14 protein-coding genes are annotated in these 16,233 nt (G+C 41.4%); 8 read left to right on the top strand and 6 right to left on the bottom strand.

The window, feature by feature from the left end:
• The first annotated feature begins 1 nt into the window (after position 1).
• Entirely contained in the window at positions 2-1,555 is a 1,554-nt protein-coding gene (locus MKY83_RS02040; protein ID WP_342488025.1) for an MFS transporter, read from the top strand.
• 144 nt (positions 1,556-1,699) lie between these two features.
• On the opposite strand, the gene MKY83_RS02035 is transcribed toward MKY83_RS02040, so the two are convergent.
• Positions 1,700-3,091: an amino acid permease gene (locus tag MKY83_RS02035; RefSeq protein ID WP_260564561.1), complete on the bottom strand. Its 1,392-nt coding sequence runs from the start codon at positions 3,089-3,091 to the stop codon at positions 1,700-1,702.
• 367 nt (positions 3,092-3,458) lie between these two features.
• On the opposite strand from MKY83_RS02035, the gene tcyA reads away from it, so the two are divergent.
• From tcyA to MKY83_RS02020, 3 genes are read left to right on the top strand one after another with little or no spacing between them, the layout of a single operon-like run.
• Positions 3,459-4,274: a cystine ABC transporter substrate-binding lipoprotein TcyA gene (gene tcyA, locus MKY83_RS02030; protein WP_003213831.1), complete on the top strand. Its 816-nt coding sequence runs from the start codon at positions 3,459-3,461 to the stop codon at positions 4,272-4,274.
• Complete coding sequence (locus MKY83_RS02025) at positions 4,261-4,953, top strand: amino acid ABC transporter permease (protein ID WP_217012765.1); 693 nt, start codon at positions 4,261-4,263, stop codon at positions 4,951-4,953. The genes tcyA and MKY83_RS02025 overlap by 14 nt, the downstream gene beginning before the upstream one ends.
• A gap of 12 nt (positions 4,954-4,965) precedes the next feature.
• Positions 4,966-5,709: an amino acid ABC transporter ATP-binding protein gene (locus MKY83_RS02020; protein ID WP_034325164.1), complete on the top strand. Its 744-nt coding sequence runs from the start codon at positions 4,966-4,968 to the stop codon at positions 5,707-5,709.
• Between the two features lie 40 nt (positions 5,710-5,749).
• Here the strand turns inward: MKY83_RS02020 and MKY83_RS02015 are convergent, their stop codons facing one another.
• The 3 genes from MKY83_RS02015 to MKY83_RS02005 form a co-directional block, all read right to left on the bottom strand.
• Complete coding sequence (locus MKY83_RS02015; protein WP_050945487.1) at positions 5,750-6,034, bottom strand: AbrB/MazE/SpoVT family DNA-binding domain-containing protein; 285 nt, start codon at positions 6,032-6,034, stop codon at positions 5,750-5,752.
• A 107-nt stretch (positions 6,035-6,141) separates the two neighbouring features.
• Complete coding sequence (locus MKY83_RS02010) at positions 6,142-6,702, bottom strand: class D sortase (protein WP_340962281.1); 561 nt, start codon at positions 6,700-6,702, stop codon at positions 6,142-6,144.
• Between the two features lie 6 nt (positions 6,703-6,708).
• Positions 6,709-10,767, bottom strand: coding sequence for an isopeptide-forming domain-containing fimbrial protein (locus tag MKY83_RS02005; RefSeq protein ID WP_342488024.1), 4,059 nt, complete (start codon positions 10,765-10,767; stop codon positions 6,709-6,711).
• 544 nt (positions 10,768-11,311) lie between these two features.
• On the opposite strand from MKY83_RS02005, the gene MKY83_RS02000 reads away from it, so the two are divergent.
• The 3 genes from MKY83_RS02000 to MKY83_RS01990 all read left to right on the top strand — a co-directional run bounded on the left by MKY83_RS02000 (position 11,312) and on the right by MKY83_RS01990 (position 13,078).
• Entirely contained in the window at positions 11,312-11,956 is a 645-nt protein-coding gene (locus MKY83_RS02000; protein ID WP_044140485.1) for a YitT family protein, read from the top strand.
• A gap of 83 nt (positions 11,957-12,039) precedes the next feature.
• Complete coding sequence (locus MKY83_RS01995) at positions 12,040-12,246, top strand: hypothetical protein (protein ID WP_342488023.1); 207 nt, start codon at positions 12,040-12,042, stop codon at positions 12,244-12,246.
• Positions 12,247-12,385: 139 nt separating this feature from the next.
• Positions 12,386-13,078, top strand: a complete 693-nt coding sequence (locus MKY83_RS01990; RefSeq protein WP_113768546.1) for a 4'-phosphopantetheinyl transferase superfamily protein — start codon at positions 12,386-12,388, stop codon at positions 13,076-13,078.
• Here MKY83_RS01990 and MKY83_RS01985 read toward each other — a convergent pair.
• Entirely contained in the window at positions 13,075-14,412 is a 1,338-nt protein-coding gene (locus MKY83_RS01985; protein ID WP_342488022.1) for a PLP-dependent aminotransferase family protein, read from the bottom strand. The two genes, MKY83_RS01990 and MKY83_RS01985, sit on opposite strands and share 4 nt — an antisense overlap.
• Positions 14,413-14,515: 103 nt before the next feature.
• Between MKY83_RS01985 and MKY83_RS01980 the strand changes: the two genes are divergently transcribed.
• Complete coding sequence (locus MKY83_RS01980; protein WP_221450748.1) at positions 14,516-15,457, top strand: DMT family transporter; 942 nt, start codon at positions 14,516-14,518, stop codon at positions 15,455-15,457.
• Between the two features lie 35 nt (positions 15,458-15,492).
• On the opposite strand, the gene MKY83_RS01975 is transcribed toward MKY83_RS01980, so the two are convergent.
• Positions 15,493-16,233, bottom strand: coding sequence for an alpha/beta fold hydrolase (locus tag MKY83_RS01975; RefSeq protein ID WP_065098784.1), 741 nt, complete (start codon positions 16,231-16,233; stop codon positions 15,493-15,495).

Genomic DNA, 16,233 nt, shown 5'->3' with positions numbered 1-16,233 from the left:
AATGCAGACTGAGAACAGGAAACTAACACTCAAAAATTATATTGGTTATGGAACAATGGATTTATTTGGAGGGGGAGCATTCGCTATAATAGGCGCATGGATGTTATATTTTTTCATTACATACTGTGGTCTTACCCCTGTTGAAGCAGGATCTATTATTGCAATTGCTCGTATTATTGATGCTATAGCAAGCCCAATTATGGGCCATATCACTGACAATTTTGGTCGTACAAAACTTGGGAAGAAATTTGGAAGACGCAGGTTCTTTTTACTAGTTGGAAGCCCTTTGATGGTTATTTATTCCCTTCTTTGGATTTCTGATATGAATTACTGGTACTATTTAACGGTTTATATTTTGTTAGAATTCCTTGCAGCAATGGTATTAATTCCATTTGAAACACTTGGAGCTGAAATGACTAATGATTTTAATGCACGGACCAAGCTCTCAACAATAAGATTAATCTATTCAGGACTAGGAACATTTTTAGCTACCTTTATTCCAGGCAGATTATTCGAAATATTCGGAAAAGATTCACCTCAAGTTTTTCTTTACAATGGGATTATCTTCACCTTTATTTTTATGGCTGCATTATTAATTACACATAGAACAACATGGGAACGTAAAATAGAAGAAGACATGATAGAACCTTATGGTGTAGAAAAAGTACCTGCTATAGAATCCATAAAAAAATTCATCATTGACTTAACATCTACTTTTAGAATTAGAAGTTTCCGTCAGCACATCACTATGTATATTTGTTCGTTTACTGCCATGGATATTTTAAACGCTGTCTTTGTCTACTTTATTGTGTTTTCTTTAAATAAAGATGCAGTGTTGGCATCAGATTTGTTATCTATTGGTTCATTACTTCAAATGTTATGTACATTATTGTTTGGTTGGCTCGTGATTAAAATAGGTCCTGCGCCATCTTTGAAAATATCTTATATTGCTATTATTACATGTATAAGCGGTTATATATTTTTATACTTCACACAACCAACTTATATGATTATAGCGCTATATGCTTTCTCTGTTATCTTAGGCATCGGAAAGAGTGGATTATATTATATACCATGGAATATTTACACTTTCATTCCTGATGTAGATGAAATGGTAACTCGTAAAAGAAGAGAAGGTATATTTGCAGGTATTATGACTTTTACACGCAAGAGTACTACAGCTTTAGCCACATTCTTGGTAGGAGTTATTTTACAGGAAAGTGGATTCGTTGCAAGCGCGACGACACAGTCTACTACAGCAATAAATGGGATTGTAGGTATTCTGTTTTTCGGAACTGTAGGGCTAGTCGGTATTAGTTTAGTTATTTCATTTAAATTTAAACTATCTAAGAAAACTCATTCCATTATGATTAATGAAATTAATAGGTTAAAGAATAATGGTTCAATGGAACAGGCTGATGATGAAACAAGAAGTGTTTTGAAAGCGCTAACAGGATGGGATTACGAGAACCTTTGGGGTAATAATAACGTAGGATATCAGAATAAGCTCCAAAATTTTGAACAACAAGATTTTAAACAGCAGGATATGAACTAACTTTTGTTGTTAGTTGAGAACTGCAGCTCAGTTAAATAGTACTTCTATTGATATGAGCAGTTCCAGAATCACTTCAAGAAAAAAACACCTTCAGATTTATATCAGAGGTGTTTTTAAATATCTTAAATTTAGTGTTTTTTGATTTTAAAACCGGATCTCATCATCTCCATGAATTTGCAGCTTAAGCGGTTCACTTTTCGCTTGATGCTTTTTCACATAGCGGTGATAGACGACATACCCAATGATCATGAGAGGGACGCCGACATATAACCCGATGCGCTGCTCCTGATCAAAGGCAAGGCTGATCAACACAATGGTGTTGAGAGTAATCGCAATAATCGGCAGCACCGGATAGAGAGGGGTTTTAAATTTTAAGTTTTCCAACTTTCCGCCTGCTTTAAGATATCTTCTGCGGAAAAGCATCTGTGATAATGTAATGGTGATCCAGCCAGTCTGGGCACTCATGCCGGCAATGGACACGATCCAGGCAAAAACTGTTTTCTCTGCAAAGAAACCGGATAATAGCGAAATCCCTGTAAACAGGAATGTGAGCAGTAAGGCATTCATCGGAATACCGCGCTGATTCACGCGTCTAAATGCTTTTCCTGCCATTCCTTCTTTCGATAAGGAATAGAGCATTCTCGTCGATGCATACAAGCCAGAGTTGGCAACAGATAATAAAGCGATGATAATGACAAAGTTCATGATATCTGCCGCAAAAGGAATGCCCGTTCTCTCAAATACAGTAACAAACGGACTTTGCAGCACACTCGCTTCCTTCCAAGGCACCATACCTGCTAAGACAAAGATAGATAATACGAAAAAGACGAGTGTACGCCAAACAGTTTGATGAATGGAGCGAGGAACGGTTTTCTCAGGGTTTTCACTTTCTCCTGCCGCAATCCCGATCAGCTCTGTTCCTTGGAATGAAAAGTTCACGGTAATCATCGTGACCACAACGGCGAGCAATCCATTTGGAAACAGCCCATCACTCACAAAATGACTGAAGTAAGGGGCAGGTTCACCGCTCGTTGTTTCAATAAAACCAAACATCGCCGCTCCGCCTACACCTATAAAGAGTAAAATCGCAATGATCTTAATGGTTGAAAAGAAAAACTCCGACTCCCCGAACGCTTTCGCCGACCGGGCATTTAATAAGAAAAGACACAGTCCAAATATGAGACACCAAATCCACACATCCACTTGCGGGAGCCAGCGCCTCATCAGCTGTCCTGCTGATAAAAATTCAAGGGCGACCGTTGCTGCCCAGCCAAGCCAATAAATCCAGCCGACCGCAAAACCCGATGCAGGGCTGACAAATTTCGTCGCATACGTATGAAACGACCCGGACACAGGAAGTGCAACCGACAGCTCTCCAAGACACAGCATGGTTAAATACATAATCAATCCGCCCACAATATAAGAAAGAACGGCTCCAACTGGCCCTGCTTGTCCAATCGTATAGCCCGTTCCCAAGAAAAAGCCTGTCCCAATGACACCGCCAAGTGAAATCATAAATAAATGACGGGAGGTCATCGCCCTTTTCAATTGCTCGGGCTGATTTTGTCCAACATCCACAATGATGCCCTCCTTCTTCTAAGATGATAACTTATCAAAACATGTCTCCATGTGATTCATTCCATTTTCAAAACAACCTACTAATTATACATCTTTTATAATAAATATGCTTCCTTCTATGGTCACTGTCTCAAAGTCTTTATTTTAATAATGTTCGCACAAATAAAAGATGAAAGGCTTTGTAGACGTGAGAGGTTTGAAAGAAACGGGTTGCGGGCATAAAGTTGGTGAGATTCGCTCAAGCTAGTTTCAAATGCTTTACTTTTAGGTTGCTTCTCTGTAAGATCATATGTTGTAAATACCAACAAGAAAAGTGGGGAATAAAATGAAAAAAATGTTCTTTGCCATTATGTTAGGCGCTTGTGTTGCATTGATCACGGCATGTGGATCTGGTGCAAGCGACAACGCGAATAAACAATCTGGGTCTAAGGAATCAGGTGACCTTTGGAAATCCATTCAGGATAAAGGTGTTCTGACGATCGGAACAGAGGGTACTTATGCTCCTTTCACATTCCATGACAAAAAGACAGATAAATTAACTGGCTACGATGTCGAAGTCATCACAGAAGTAGCAAAACGTCTTGACTTAAAACCCGAATTCAAAGAAACACAATGGGACAGCATGTTTGCTGGACTGAATTCAAAACGTTTTGACGTGGTAGCGAACCAAGTTGGTAAAACTGGACGTGAAAATCAATACGAGTTCTCTGATAAATACACAACGTCTCAAGCCATTGTTGTGACAAAATCAGATAACAACGACATCAAGAAACTATCTGATGTAAAAGGCAAAAAAGCAGCACAATCATTAACAAGTAACTACAATAAACTAGCTACAGATGCTGGCGCTAAAATTGAAGGCGTTGAAGGTCTTGCACAATCGATTCAATTGATTCAGCAAGGACGTGCTGATCTGACGTTCAATGACAAGCTGGCTGTATTGAATTACTTGAAAACAAGCGGGAACAAAAACCTAAAAGTTGCATTTGAAACAGGAGATCCTCAAGAAACTTACTTTGCATTCAGAAAAGGCAGCGGCGAAGTCGTTGACAAAGTGAATGGCGCATTAAAAGAAATGAAAAAAGACGGTACACTTGCTAAGATTTCTAAGAAATGGTTTGGTGAAGATGTTACAAAGTAGTACCCTAGGAGTCGTCATTCCTTGGGATCTTCTTCAGCAATCTTTTTGGCCAATGGTGATGCAGGGGATTTATTATACAATCCCCCTCGCCATCATTGCCTTTATTATTGGTATTTTTATCGCGCTTGTGACAGCTCTTGCTAGAATGTCTAAAATCAAAGCCCTCAGATGGATTTTTTCCATCTATGTGTCGGCCGTTCGTGGAACGCCGCTTTTTGTGCAATTGTTTATTATTTTCTATTTCTTTCCGACATTTAATATCACACTGGATCCATATCCAAGTGCCATTATCGCTTTTTCATTAAACGTAGGTGCGTATGCGTCTGAAATTATCCGTGCATCCGTCCTATCTGTTCCTAAAGGACAATGGGAAGCTGGTTATTCAATTGGGATGACGCATCGTAAAACGCTTGTCCGCGTGATTTTACCGCAGGCAGTACGTGTTTCGATTCCGCCGCTATCTAATTCATTCATTAGTTTGGTGAAGGATACATCTCTTGCCTCCCAAATCCTCGTAGCAGAGCTTTTCCGTAAGTCTCAGGAAATTGCTGCGGCGAACTTAGATCAGATCTTGTTCATTTATATGGAAGCAGCCCTAATCTATTGGGTATTCTGCTTCATTCTATCGCTCGTTCAGCACCAAATTGAAAAACGACTTGATCGATATGTCGCAAGGTAAGGAGGGAACGACATGCTAACAGTCAAAGGTCTTAAGAAATCCTTCGGTGAAAATGAGATTTTAAAGTCAATAGATTTTACGATCAACAAAGGGCAGGTTATCGCCATCCTTGGCCCATCAGGTTCAGGAAAAACAACGATGCTTCGCTGTTTAAATGCACTTGAAACACCAAATGGCGGCTCCTTAACCTTCGATGATTTCTCGATTGATTTTTCGAAAAAGAATAAATCAGCTGATCTGCTAAAGCTACGCCGGAAATCGGGAATGGTGTTTCAAGATTATCACCTGTTTCCACACCGCACTGTGCTTGAAAATGTGATGGAAGGTCCTGTCCAAGTGCAGCGCCGTCCAAAGGAAACAGTTCGAAAAGAAGCCATCCAGCTCTTGCAAAAGGTCGGTCTGGAAGATAAAAAGGATCTGTATCCATTCCAGCTTTCAGGCGGCCAAAAGCAGCGTGTCGGGATTGCCCGTGCACTTGCCATTCAGCCAGAGCTCATGCTTTTTGATGAGCCCACCTCTGCACTTGACCCTGAGCTTGTCGGGGAAGTCTTAAAGGTCATGAAGGATTTAGCGAAAGAAGGCTGGACGATGGCAGTTGTCACACATGAAATCAAGTTTGCCCAAGAAGTGGCGGACGAAGTGATTTTTATTGATGGCGGCGTCATCGTCGAACAAGGTCCTCCCGAAGAAATCTTCAAACGACCGAAGGAAGAACGAACAAAACAATTCTTAAACCGGATTTTGAATCCAGTATGATGAAAAAAGGCTGTTCTCACGTGATGAGAACAGCCTTTTTTCATATTTCTTTTTGCAGGCGAAGCGCCAGTAAATCTTGCAAGAGCAATCTCGCTCCCTCTGGACTGATAACGACTCCACCCGATAGCACTTTGTTGGAGCCTGTTACTTCCCCTGTAACGATACAAGGTTTATCCTGCCAATACGGCTTCATGACAATTTGGTCTTCTTCTCGATAAATCTCCATAAAATCGCGAGGATGAATTTTCAACCGTTTTCTTATATCTGTCGGAAGAACAATTCTTCCAAAGTTATCTATATATCTTACATAGTCTTGATTTAACAAATTGACCCCCTCCTGCATCTCTATAGATATAGGCGATTCCCTTTTTATCAAGGAATGAAGCGCTCTAATCGGTTAGTGAAAGGATAAGTTGCAGGCTGATCCAGTGGCTAAACACGCTTCCCATATATGATATATCTGTTTGGTGCAGGACCAATGAAAGAAAAAGGATAACATGTGGTGAGGATAAGTTCTTCCTTTCCCTGTTGCAATGTAATAATACTTTGATCATCTTTTTTCACAATCTTTGTTTTCTCAATTTCATAGGTAAATCGTCCATATGAAAGTTCAATGACGAGTTGATCCCCTTTCACCAGTTCTCCTGTTCGTCTAAACACAGTATCACGATGCCCAGATAAAACGATTTGTCCTTGTTCATTAGGTAAATAGCTTTCGTGATAATGACCAACGCCCTTTGCTAAATCCTCCGCTTCTGTTCCTTCTACAATTGGTAACTCAGCATTTAGCTTTGGAATGTGCAAGAGCCCAATGGTTTCACCAGCCTTCGGGACAAGAGGGGAATCTGTTTGCCCCTTTTGCTGGATGGCTGCTTGGGCAGACTGGAAAGATTGATCTACTTGCCTTTGCCCATCAACAATCCTCATATATCCTATAATCACAAGACAAATACCTGCTGAAATCAATAGCGTTGAGATGATTTTTTGAAACATGGACAATTATTCGTTTCTTTTTCTTCTTTTCCATACAATAAGGGATGCACCTATTAGCACAAGTGCAAATCCTGCTAGTAAAAGGTTGTACATCGCTGTTGCTGTATTCGGCAGGTGATGTCCGGGTGTGTCCGGGTTTGACCCAGAAGGCTGCTCTGGATGTTCAGGCACCTCTGGCACATGCGGCGGTTCTACCGTTGTGGAGTTTTCGGGTTTGTCTGGTTCGTCAACATTCTCACCCTTCACAACTGCGATATTTTGAATGGTTTTACCTTCATATCCTTTAGCGACCTTCGCTTCAAAAGTAATCGTATGCCAGTCCGTATCTTTGATATCGCCAAATTGACCGGTTACTGTGCCTTTTGTGTAGTCTCCGTTGTCGTCATCTTTTGCATCTGTGACGGCTTGCCCATCTACTTTTAATGACCCTTCGACATACTCAAGACCTTCTGGCAATTGATCTGCGATGACTAAATCTTTGATAACACTGTCTTCTACACTATTTTTTGTTTTGATGGTGTAAAGAAGGGTGTCGCCTACCTGAACTTGTTTTTCATCTTTATTTCCTTCTGCTTTTTGAGAGATCTCAGATGTTTTTTCCGATTCAAGCTTTGGATCTCTTGGATCAATTTTTGTTTCGGTTGTCGGCTCATCTGGTGGTGTGTTTTCGCCTGTTACTTTCGCTGTATTTTGAATACTTTTATCCGCTTGGCCTTTAGCGACCTTCGCTTCAAAAGTAATCGTATGCCAGTCCGTGTCTTTGATATCGCCAAATTGACCGGTTACTGTGCCTTTTGTGTAGTCTCCGTTGTCGTCATCTTTTGCATCTGTGACGGCTTGGTCATCTACTTTTAATGATCCTTCGACATATTCAAGACCTTCTGGCAGTTGATCTGCGATCACTAAATCTTTAATAACACTGTCTTCTACACTATTTTTTGCTTTGATCGTGTAAAGAAGGGTGTCGCCTACTTGAACTAGTTTTTCATCTTTATTGCCTTCTGCTTTTTGAGAGATTTCAGATGTTTTTTCCGATTCAAGCTTTGGATCTCTTGGATCAATTTTTGTTTCGGTTGTCGGCTCATCTGGCGGTGTGTTTTCGCCTGTTACTTTCGCTGTATTTTGAATACTTTTATCCGCTTGTCCTTTAGCGACCTTCGCTTCAAAAGTAATCGTATGCCAGTCCGTGTCTTTGATATCGCCAAATTGACCGGTTACTGTGCCTTTTGTGTAGTCTCCGTTGTCGTCATCTTTTGCATCTGTGACAGCTTGTCCATCTACTTTTAATGATCCTTCGACATATTCAAGACCTTCTGGCAGTTGATCTGCGATGACTAAATTTTTGACGATGCTGTCTTCTTCAAGATTCTTTGTTTTGATCGTATAAAGAAGGGTATCTCCTACCTGTGGTGTCTTTTCATCTGTGTTTCCTTCTGCTTTTTTCTGAATGCTCGCTGCCTTTTCTGATGATAGTTTTGGTTCACGTGGGTAAATTTCTGTTTTCGTAGTTGGATCATCTGGCGGCGTGTTTTCACCTGTTACTTCGGCAGTGTTTTGAATGTCTTGACCAGACTGTCCCTTTTCAACTGTGACTTCAAACGTCACGGTATGCCAGTCCGTGTCCTTCACATCACCAAAATAACCCGTGACCTTTCCATCTGTGTAGTCACCGCTATCGTCGTCTTTCACATCTGTGACGGATTCTCCATCAATTTCAAGAGACCCAGCAACATACTCCAGCCCTTTTGGCAATTGATCTGAGATGACTAGATTTTCAATAAGGCTGTCTTCTATCGTGTTTTTTGTTTTAATCGTATAAAGCAGGGTATCGCCTACTTCTGGATGCTTCTCATCTTTGTTACCTTCTGCTTTTTTCTGCAAGACGGCTGATTTTTCTGATTCAAGCTTTGGATCACGCGGATAAATTTCTGTCTTCGTTGTCGGTTCATTTGGTGGGGTGTTGCCGCCTGTGACGTTGGCTGTATTTTGAATGTCTTTACCTGATTGTCCTTTTTCAACCGTCACTTCAAACGTCACTGTATGCCAATCTGTATCCTGAATGTCACCGAATTGTCCTGAGATGGTTCTATTTGTGACATCACCATTGTCTTGATCTTGCTCATCTGTCACCGCTTGTCCGTCTACCTCAAGTGAATTGGGCACATATGCTAATCCTTCTGGCAGTTCATCTGAGATCACTAAGTTTTTAACGAGACTGTCTTCTATCGTATTCTTTGTTTTAATCGTATAAAGAAGTGTATCACCGACCTCTGGATGCTTCTCATCTGTATTACCATCTGCTTTTTTCTGCAAGACGGCTGATTTTTCAGAAGTCAGCTTCGGGTCACGAGGATAGATTTCTACATTCGTTGTCGGCTCGTCTGGCGGTGTGTTGCCGCTTGTGACATTGGCTGTATTTTGAATGTCTTTGCCTGCCTGACCTTTTTCAACTGTGACTTCAAATGTCACGGTATGCCATTTCGCATCTTTCACGTCACCGAACGTTCCAGTGACAGTTCCACCTGTCATATCACCGTTATCATCATCTTTTGCATCTGTGACTGGATTTCCATCTACCTGAAGTGAATTTGGTAAATATGATAACCCTTGAGGTAACTTGTCAGAAATCACAAGATCTTCAATGAAGCTGTCTTCAACAGTGTTACGGGTTTGAATGGTATACAGCAATGTGTCGCCTACTTCTGGGTGCTTCTCATCTGTATTACCATCTGCTTTTTTCTGTAAGACCGCTGATTTTTCTGATTCAAGCTTTGGATCACGAGGATAAATTTCTATGTTTGTTGTTGGTTTGTCTGGCGGTGTGTTTTCCCCTTTGACATTGGCTGTATTTTGAATATCTTTGCCAGCTTGACCTTTTGCTACTTTCGCTTCAAATGTCACGGTGTGCCATTCGGTGTCTTTCACATCACCTATTTGACCTGTAACAGTGCCGTTTGTATAATCACCTTTGTCTTGATCCTTTGCATCTGTTACGCCTGCGCCATCCACCTTAAGTGAGCCTGGAATATAGGCTAAGCTGCTCGGAAGGTTATCTGATATGATCAGATTTTTAAGAATGCCGAATTGCACCGTATTTTTGGCTCTAATTGTATAAAGCAACGTGTCTCCTACTTCTGGATGCTTCTCATCAGTGTTTCCTTCTGCTTTTTTCTGTAAAGTAACAGACTTTTCTGATTCAAGGTTAGGTGGGAATGGATCAAATTCTGGCTTTACCCGTGATGCTAAGTCGTAAGATAATGAATTACCTGCAATGCCAATATATTTTGTACTTAATGATTTTGCATCAAGTGTAAAAAGAGTAGAATGGCCTATAGATGCATCTTTACCTGATTGTAATAGCATTTGTCCATTTGGCAAAAAGCTAATTCCTCGTACGCCTCCCTCAATAGGTTTACCATCTGCATTTGTGATTGGAATCACTCGAATTACTTCAGCTGTATCAGGATTCATTTGTGCAATGGCGCCACTTCCATTTGATGCGAACCAAAGATAGCCATCCTTATCGACTACAAGGTCTCCGCCAACGCCAGAGCCGATGTCATAGCCGACAATTTTTTTAGACGTTTTTTGACCGGTCGTTAAATCGTATGATCCAAGGAAGTATTCACCACCCGAAGCATAAGAATGCAAATATTTACCTTTGTAGATGACAGCATTCGACGCAGCATACGAACCTCCAGCTAATACGCCTACACTCTGAGCTTGTCCTGTCGTCGGATCTATTTTATAAAGAACAGGTTCTCCAGTTGCTGTCGTCGTTGCATACACAAAATTTTGCTGATCATTAACTGCAACACCGTTGACTAAAGTGCTCGGAATCCCCTTCACCGGCACACTAGCCTTTACGCTGGTTGGATTATTCCCATCAAGTTGATAAAGGGTCATTGGAAGACCTTGGCCACTTTGGCCAATCATGTAGGAATCTGTGTTATTGACAACCACCGTCCCAGCGGCTTTTGTAACAGCTGGTGAGACTGTTAATAAATTTCCAGAAATCAGCACCAATATAAGAAATAATTGACTCGTTCTTTTTAATATGTTCATTCTTTGACATCCCCTTTCCATGCTTCAGATCATAATGGTATGTACCAGTTCACCTCCCACACTTTGGTAAAGAATATCAATAATATTTCAAAAGCCTCAACATGACTAAATGACTATTTTCGACAAAAATAGACATTTAGAACTATATACCTCTCAACGATTGATTCGCTTATGTCTTTCCAATAAATTAACCTTTTTCCATCTCAAATTTCATCATCTATCTATCTTTACAAACAGGTCTTATGATGCGAATCACATACAATCCTTTCTATTTAAAGATAAATATTCTTTTATTGGGTGACGATTAATTTTTTGTTAATATATATTGAATTTTTTTCTTTTTTTATTAAAAAAAGGGAATGATTGGTTCACTTTGTTAAAAAAAACAAGCCGAAAGTCTTGCTGCTTGTTTTGATGTTTTGACTTTTACGATGCGAAAAAATTCTTTTTATAAGTAAGCGATTACAATTGAGCAAAGCCATTTAAAGGGGCGTGGGAGTATGTTACGATTGAATTCGAGTGTTTAAGAAAGAAGGGAAAGCTTTTGAAGCGGGAACATCTTTTACGTTGGTTTTTTTATTTTGTTGGATTAATCGTATTAGCTTTTGGACTATCGCTTACAGTGAAAGGAAAGATTCTTGGGATTGGTCCTTGGGACGCTTTCCACTACGGACTGTTTCAGCACTTTGGACTTACGATTGGACAATGGTCCATCATTATTGGTGCACTGATTGTGACACTAACATCTGTTTTTACGAAATCATTTCCAAAGATCGGCGCATTACTGAACATGGTGCTGATTGGTATGTTTATAGATTTCTTTAATGCGGTATTGCCTGCACCACATGGGTATTTACCCGCTTTATATGTGTTTATTACGGGCGTTGTGGTTTCAGGGTATGGTGTAGGCATTTATGTCTCAGCAAATCTTGGCGCTGGGCCAAGGGATTCACTAATGCTGCTCATCTCAGCGAAAACAGGGTTGAACGTGCAGTGGGTGCGAAATGGCATTGAGTTAACAGTGCTTTTATTTGCATGGATGCTCGGCGGACCGATTGGCGTTGGCACGATTCTGACGGCTATTTTCACAGGCCTCGTCCTTCGATTCTCCTTGCCACAATCAACACGGCTCCTGCAACTGCTTATTACAAAAACAGCAGAGAAACCTGTTCAGACGCTTATCCGATAAGAACAAGCCATTCTATAAAAAGAATGGCTTTTCTTGTGTTAAAAAGAATAAACGGAATATTCTATTATTGGAGATGAGACCTCATGCAGCTTTTCAACTATCATTACTGGACACCATTTGTTGAAGAGCCCGAGCAGACGTATCGCTTGTTAGGCTTTGAAGTAAAGGCGCGTTTCACAAAGGATGGCTCCTTTCATCCGCCGCTCACATGGGATGATGTTAGAGAAGAGCAGCCGACCTTTCGAATCGTCGAAATGAGAAAGGGACAAATGAATATCACATTCGGTTAAAGTAAAAAAGTCCTTTCTGATCATACAGGCTTAGAATGCAGCGTGGCTTGCTGTCACTTTGTGCTTTGATTGTATAGGATTTCCCTTTTGTACGGCGCTCTCCAATGGTACAATCAATGTAAAAAATTAGAGGTTCATTATGAAGATTTTCGCTATCCAATTACAACATTTAGATGACATCCATGCACGAGAACAAATCGATCAATTGAAACCCTTTGTTTCAGCTGAAAAGCGTGCTGCGGCTGAGCGTTTTCGCTTTTTGGTCGATGCAAGAAGGACTTTGTTAGGTGAGGTGCTGGTTCGTCAAATGATCCATAGTATGTACGATCTGCCTATTGATCAGATCGTTTTTCAAACAGAGGGCAATGGCAAGCCTGTCGTCCGGCACATTCCTTCTTTTCATTTTAATCTTTCTCACTCTGGTGATTGGGTCGTATGCGCAATAGATGATGCACCCGTTGGTATTGATATTGAGGAGATCAAACCGATTGATCTAGCGATTGCTAAACGATTTTTTTCAGCAGATGAGTATGAAGATTTACTTTCACAACCGGCAGAACGGCAGGAAGCCTACTTCTTTCATTTATGGTCAATGAAGGAGGCCTTTATCAAGCTGACTGGAAAGGGATTATCTTATGGTCTTTCGTCCTTTACAGCCCACCTGTCAGAGGATGGACAGGCGACGCTTGCATTACCTGATCATGAAGCGCCCTGCTTTGTTCAAACATACTCACTCGATCCTGCCTACCAAATGGCGGTGTGTACACGAAAGCCTTCTGCGGCTGAACGTGTAGAGATACTCTCTTGCCGTGATGTGCTGTCTCGTCTTTAATATCGCCCAATTTGCTGAAATGCTGTCTTTAACAAATCGACTCCACGTGTGATTTGTTCTTCTTTCACATGCCAAATGTTCAACTGAAGAATAGAGTCTTTTTGAAAGGTCGACAGATAATGGCGGTCGATTGACTGAATGGAAACAGATGCCTTTTTCAGCTGCTGAATGAGCTGGTTCGTCGGAATTGACCGATCGAGACGTACATGTGTATGAGTAGCTGGCTCCTCTTCTCCTAGTTGATAAGCGATTTGATCGCTTTTCAGGCATGTCACTAGTTGTTTGGATCGGTGGCGATAGGTTGTCTGCATTCTGTCTCGATGCCGTTCAAACATCCCGCTTTTTAAATATATTTCTAAGGCTGCCTGTGACAGCATGGAGCTGTCGATGTCAATGAGCCGTTTGTGTTCGCTAAAAGGTCTAATCAGTTCCTCAGGTAAGACGACCGCTCCTGTTCGAAGTCCTGGAAAGATGATCTTGGAGAAGCTTTTTAAATAAATGACCTTACCCGCCTGATCGTACGAATAGATCGGGTCTCTTTTTGCATCGAATTCTAAATCGGCTATATAATCATCTTCAACGATATAGACATCATATTTCTCGGCAAGAGCTGCAATCGCTCTTTTCTCCAGTTTTGACAAGCTCGTTCCAAGCGGGTTTTGAAATCTTGGCATCGTATAGAAAAAACGAATCTCCTCTTCTCGAAAGATACGCTCCAATTCCTGAAGGTCAATTCCCTTTTCCGTCCGCTGAATCCCCATCACAGGCAGTTGATTTTTTTCTAAATATTGAAGGTATAGGTGATAGCCTGGCTGTTCGACTAGTATGGTCTGTTTGCCATTCGGAAAAGGGATGGTGCTTAAAATAGATAACGCCAGTTGAATACCAGAAGTCATAACGATCTGTTCTGGATTTGCAAACACTTGATAATCCATTAATCGCTGAGAAATGACTGGTAGCAGCGAGGGTAATCCGTTGGCTGTGCCGTATATAAACAAGTCATTTTGATACAAATCGATCGCTTGGTTAATGCAGTGCTGGAAATCAACATATGGAAACACGACGGGATCAGGTGCAGATGAAGCAAAATCAATCCATGTGCTATCCTGTTTCCCCGCTGACTGCTTCGTTTTCACGACATAATAGCCGCTTCTTTCTACAGAATAAAGCAGATGTTCATGTTCCAATGTGTCTAGTGCTTTGATGACAGTGCTTTTACTCACTACATATTGAGCCGCCAAACGGCGAATGGAAGGGATCTTCATGCCAGCATTGTATTCACCAGACGTCATCTTCTCTTTTAAGCTGAGAACAAGCTGATCATATTTCCTCACACCACTTCCTCCTTGTACCGGTACAGATATCATGTTCTCTTATTGTACACCTTAGATGATCCGATTACGATAGAAGAACAGAACCGGTCAATTCATCCGAAGCATGCATGCTCGTATAAGGAGTCAAATTGTGGACATTTCAAAACAGAAAGCGTATGCTGCCGCGATAGGCTACGCCACGATCATTGGTTTTTCATTTTTGTTTGTCAAAATTGCATTAGAATCAGCAAACCCGATCGATTTATTGGCACACCGCTTTACAGTTTCTTTTGCAGCCGCACTATTGCTGTATCCATTTTTACGAAAGAAAATCCGCCTCTCCATTCAATGGCGAGATCTTCTCTACATCGTACCGTTTTCCTTGCTTTATCCTGTGTTGTTTTTTGCTTTTCAAGTATGGGGGCTGATGTATACCTCTTCGTCAGAGGCTGGTATTATTCAGGCAACGATTCCTATTCTGACAATGGTGCTTGCCGCGTGGTTTTTAAAGGAACGCGCGACATGGATACAAGTGCTGTTTACCATTCTTTCTGTGTGCGGGGTGATGCTTCTCTTTGTCATGAAGGGAATTGATGTGAAGCATTCACACATGATCGGCTATGGACTGATATTGCTTTCTGCCTTATCATCCAGTGCATACAGTGTATTTGCCCGGGTGATTACACGGCGCTTCCATGTGATTGAACTCACCTTCGTGATGACATTCTTTGGATTTGTCTTCTTCAATGCCACTGCGCTCATCCGGCATTCAGTAAACGGGACAATGCCGCAATTTTTCAGCCCATTTACACAACCATCCTTTGTATGGTCAATGCTCTTTTTAGGCATTCTTTCTTCACTTCTCACGGCATATTTATCAAACTATGCCCTCTCTCAGCTTGAAGCGGCAAAGGTCAGCATCTTTAACAATTTATCTGCTTTTATTACAGTCGCCGCTGGGGTCCTCATTTTACATGAAACAATCGATTGGTATCATCTCATCGGAGGTGTACTGGTCATTGGCGGAGTGATTGGCGGGAATGTGGTGAAAAAGCGGAATTCATAAGAAAAAGCGGTCCCTTTAAGGAGGACCGCTTTCTTTTAAAGTTTCATTAATTGTTGTTTAGCTGCAAGGTCGATCACATGTCTCATCTGTTCTGCGAAGGGCTCGAGGTGTGTGTTGATATACATGTGCCCTCCTTCGAAATTGGTGCGTTCGATGGTTTTTGCCCATGGCAGCCAGCCGTTTGCATCTTGCATGCATTTTTCATCTTGTGTTCCATTGAATAAATAAACAGGTGTTTCGATGATGGATTGATCTTTGTGTTGGAAGGTTTCCAGCGCCTGATAGTCTGCACGTAAGGACGGCGTAAAGTAATCCATCATTGGTTTGTTCTCTAATAATTCCTTTGGAATCCCGCCCATTTCGGCAATATGCTGAACAAATGCTTCATTCGATAAATGGGTCAGGATCTGTCGTTTTGTTTGCGGCGGCTGAATGGCTGAGATCACGACTGCTGCAGGATCAATTCCTTCCTTTTCTAACAGCTGCGTCAGTCTATACACAACAAGTCCTCCCATAGAATGTCCGAACAGGATAAACGGGCGGTTCAAGTTGCCCGAGAGCCCTTCTTTGTATAGCTCAGCCAATCGGTCAATGCTCGTTTCGAGCGGCATGAGATTGGTTCCATGCCCTGGGGGCTCTGCTGCTGTTACTTCGGCAGTGCCTTTTAGCTGTTCAAAAAGCGGGCGGTACGAGGCGGAATAACCGCCTGCAAAAGGAAAACAAATAAGTTGAATAAGATCTGATTTTTTTTCAAAGGTTTTAAATAAATGATTCAT

The sequence above is a fragment of the Bacillus sp. FSL M8-0266 genome (assembly GCF_038613425.1).
Lineage (GTDB): Bacteria > Bacillota > Bacilli > Bacillales > Bacillaceae > Bacillus > Bacillus pumilus.
This window is presented reverse-complemented; position numbering and strand designations above follow the sequence as displayed.

Coding starts and splice junctions, on each gene's coding strand:
- MKY83_RS01980 (WP_221450748.1), top strand. CDS start 14,516: ATGCATGCTCGTATAAGGAGTCAAATTGTGGACATTTCAAAACAGAAA.
- MKY83_RS02040 (WP_342488025.1), top strand. CDS start 2: ATGCAGACTGAGAACAGGAAACTAACACTCAAAAATTATATTGGTTAT.
- MKY83_RS02005 (WP_342488024.1), bottom strand. CDS start 10,767: ATGAACATATTAAAAAGAACGAGTCAATTATTTCTTATATTGGTGCTG.
- MKY83_RS02020 (WP_034325164.1), top strand. CDS start 4,966: ATGCTAACAGTCAAAGGTCTTAAGAAATCCTTCGGTGAAAATGAGATT.
- MKY83_RS01990 (WP_113768546.1), top strand. CDS start 12,386: ATGAAGATTTTCGCTATCCAATTACAACATTTAGATGACATCCATGCA.
- MKY83_RS02025 (WP_217012765.1), top strand. CDS start 4,261: ATGTTACAAAGTAGTACCCTAGGAGTCGTCATTCCTTGGGATCTTCTT.
- MKY83_RS02010 (WP_340962281.1), bottom strand. CDS start 6,702: ATGTTTCAAAAAATCATCTCAACGCTATTGATTTCAGCAGGTATTTGT.
- MKY83_RS01995 (WP_342488023.1), top strand. CDS start 12,040: ATGCAGCTTTTCAACTATCATTACTGGACACCATTTGTTGAAGAGCCC.
- MKY83_RS01975 (WP_065098784.1), bottom strand. CDS start 16,233: ATGAATCATTTATTTAAAACCTTTGAAAAAAAATCAGATCTTATTCAA.
- tcyA (WP_003213831.1), top strand. CDS start 3,459: ATGAAAAAAATGTTCTTTGCCATTATGTTAGGCGCTTGTGTTGCATTG.
- MKY83_RS02035 (WP_260564561.1), bottom strand. CDS start 3,091: ATGACCTCCCGTCATTTATTTATGATTTCACTTGGCGGTGTCATTGGG.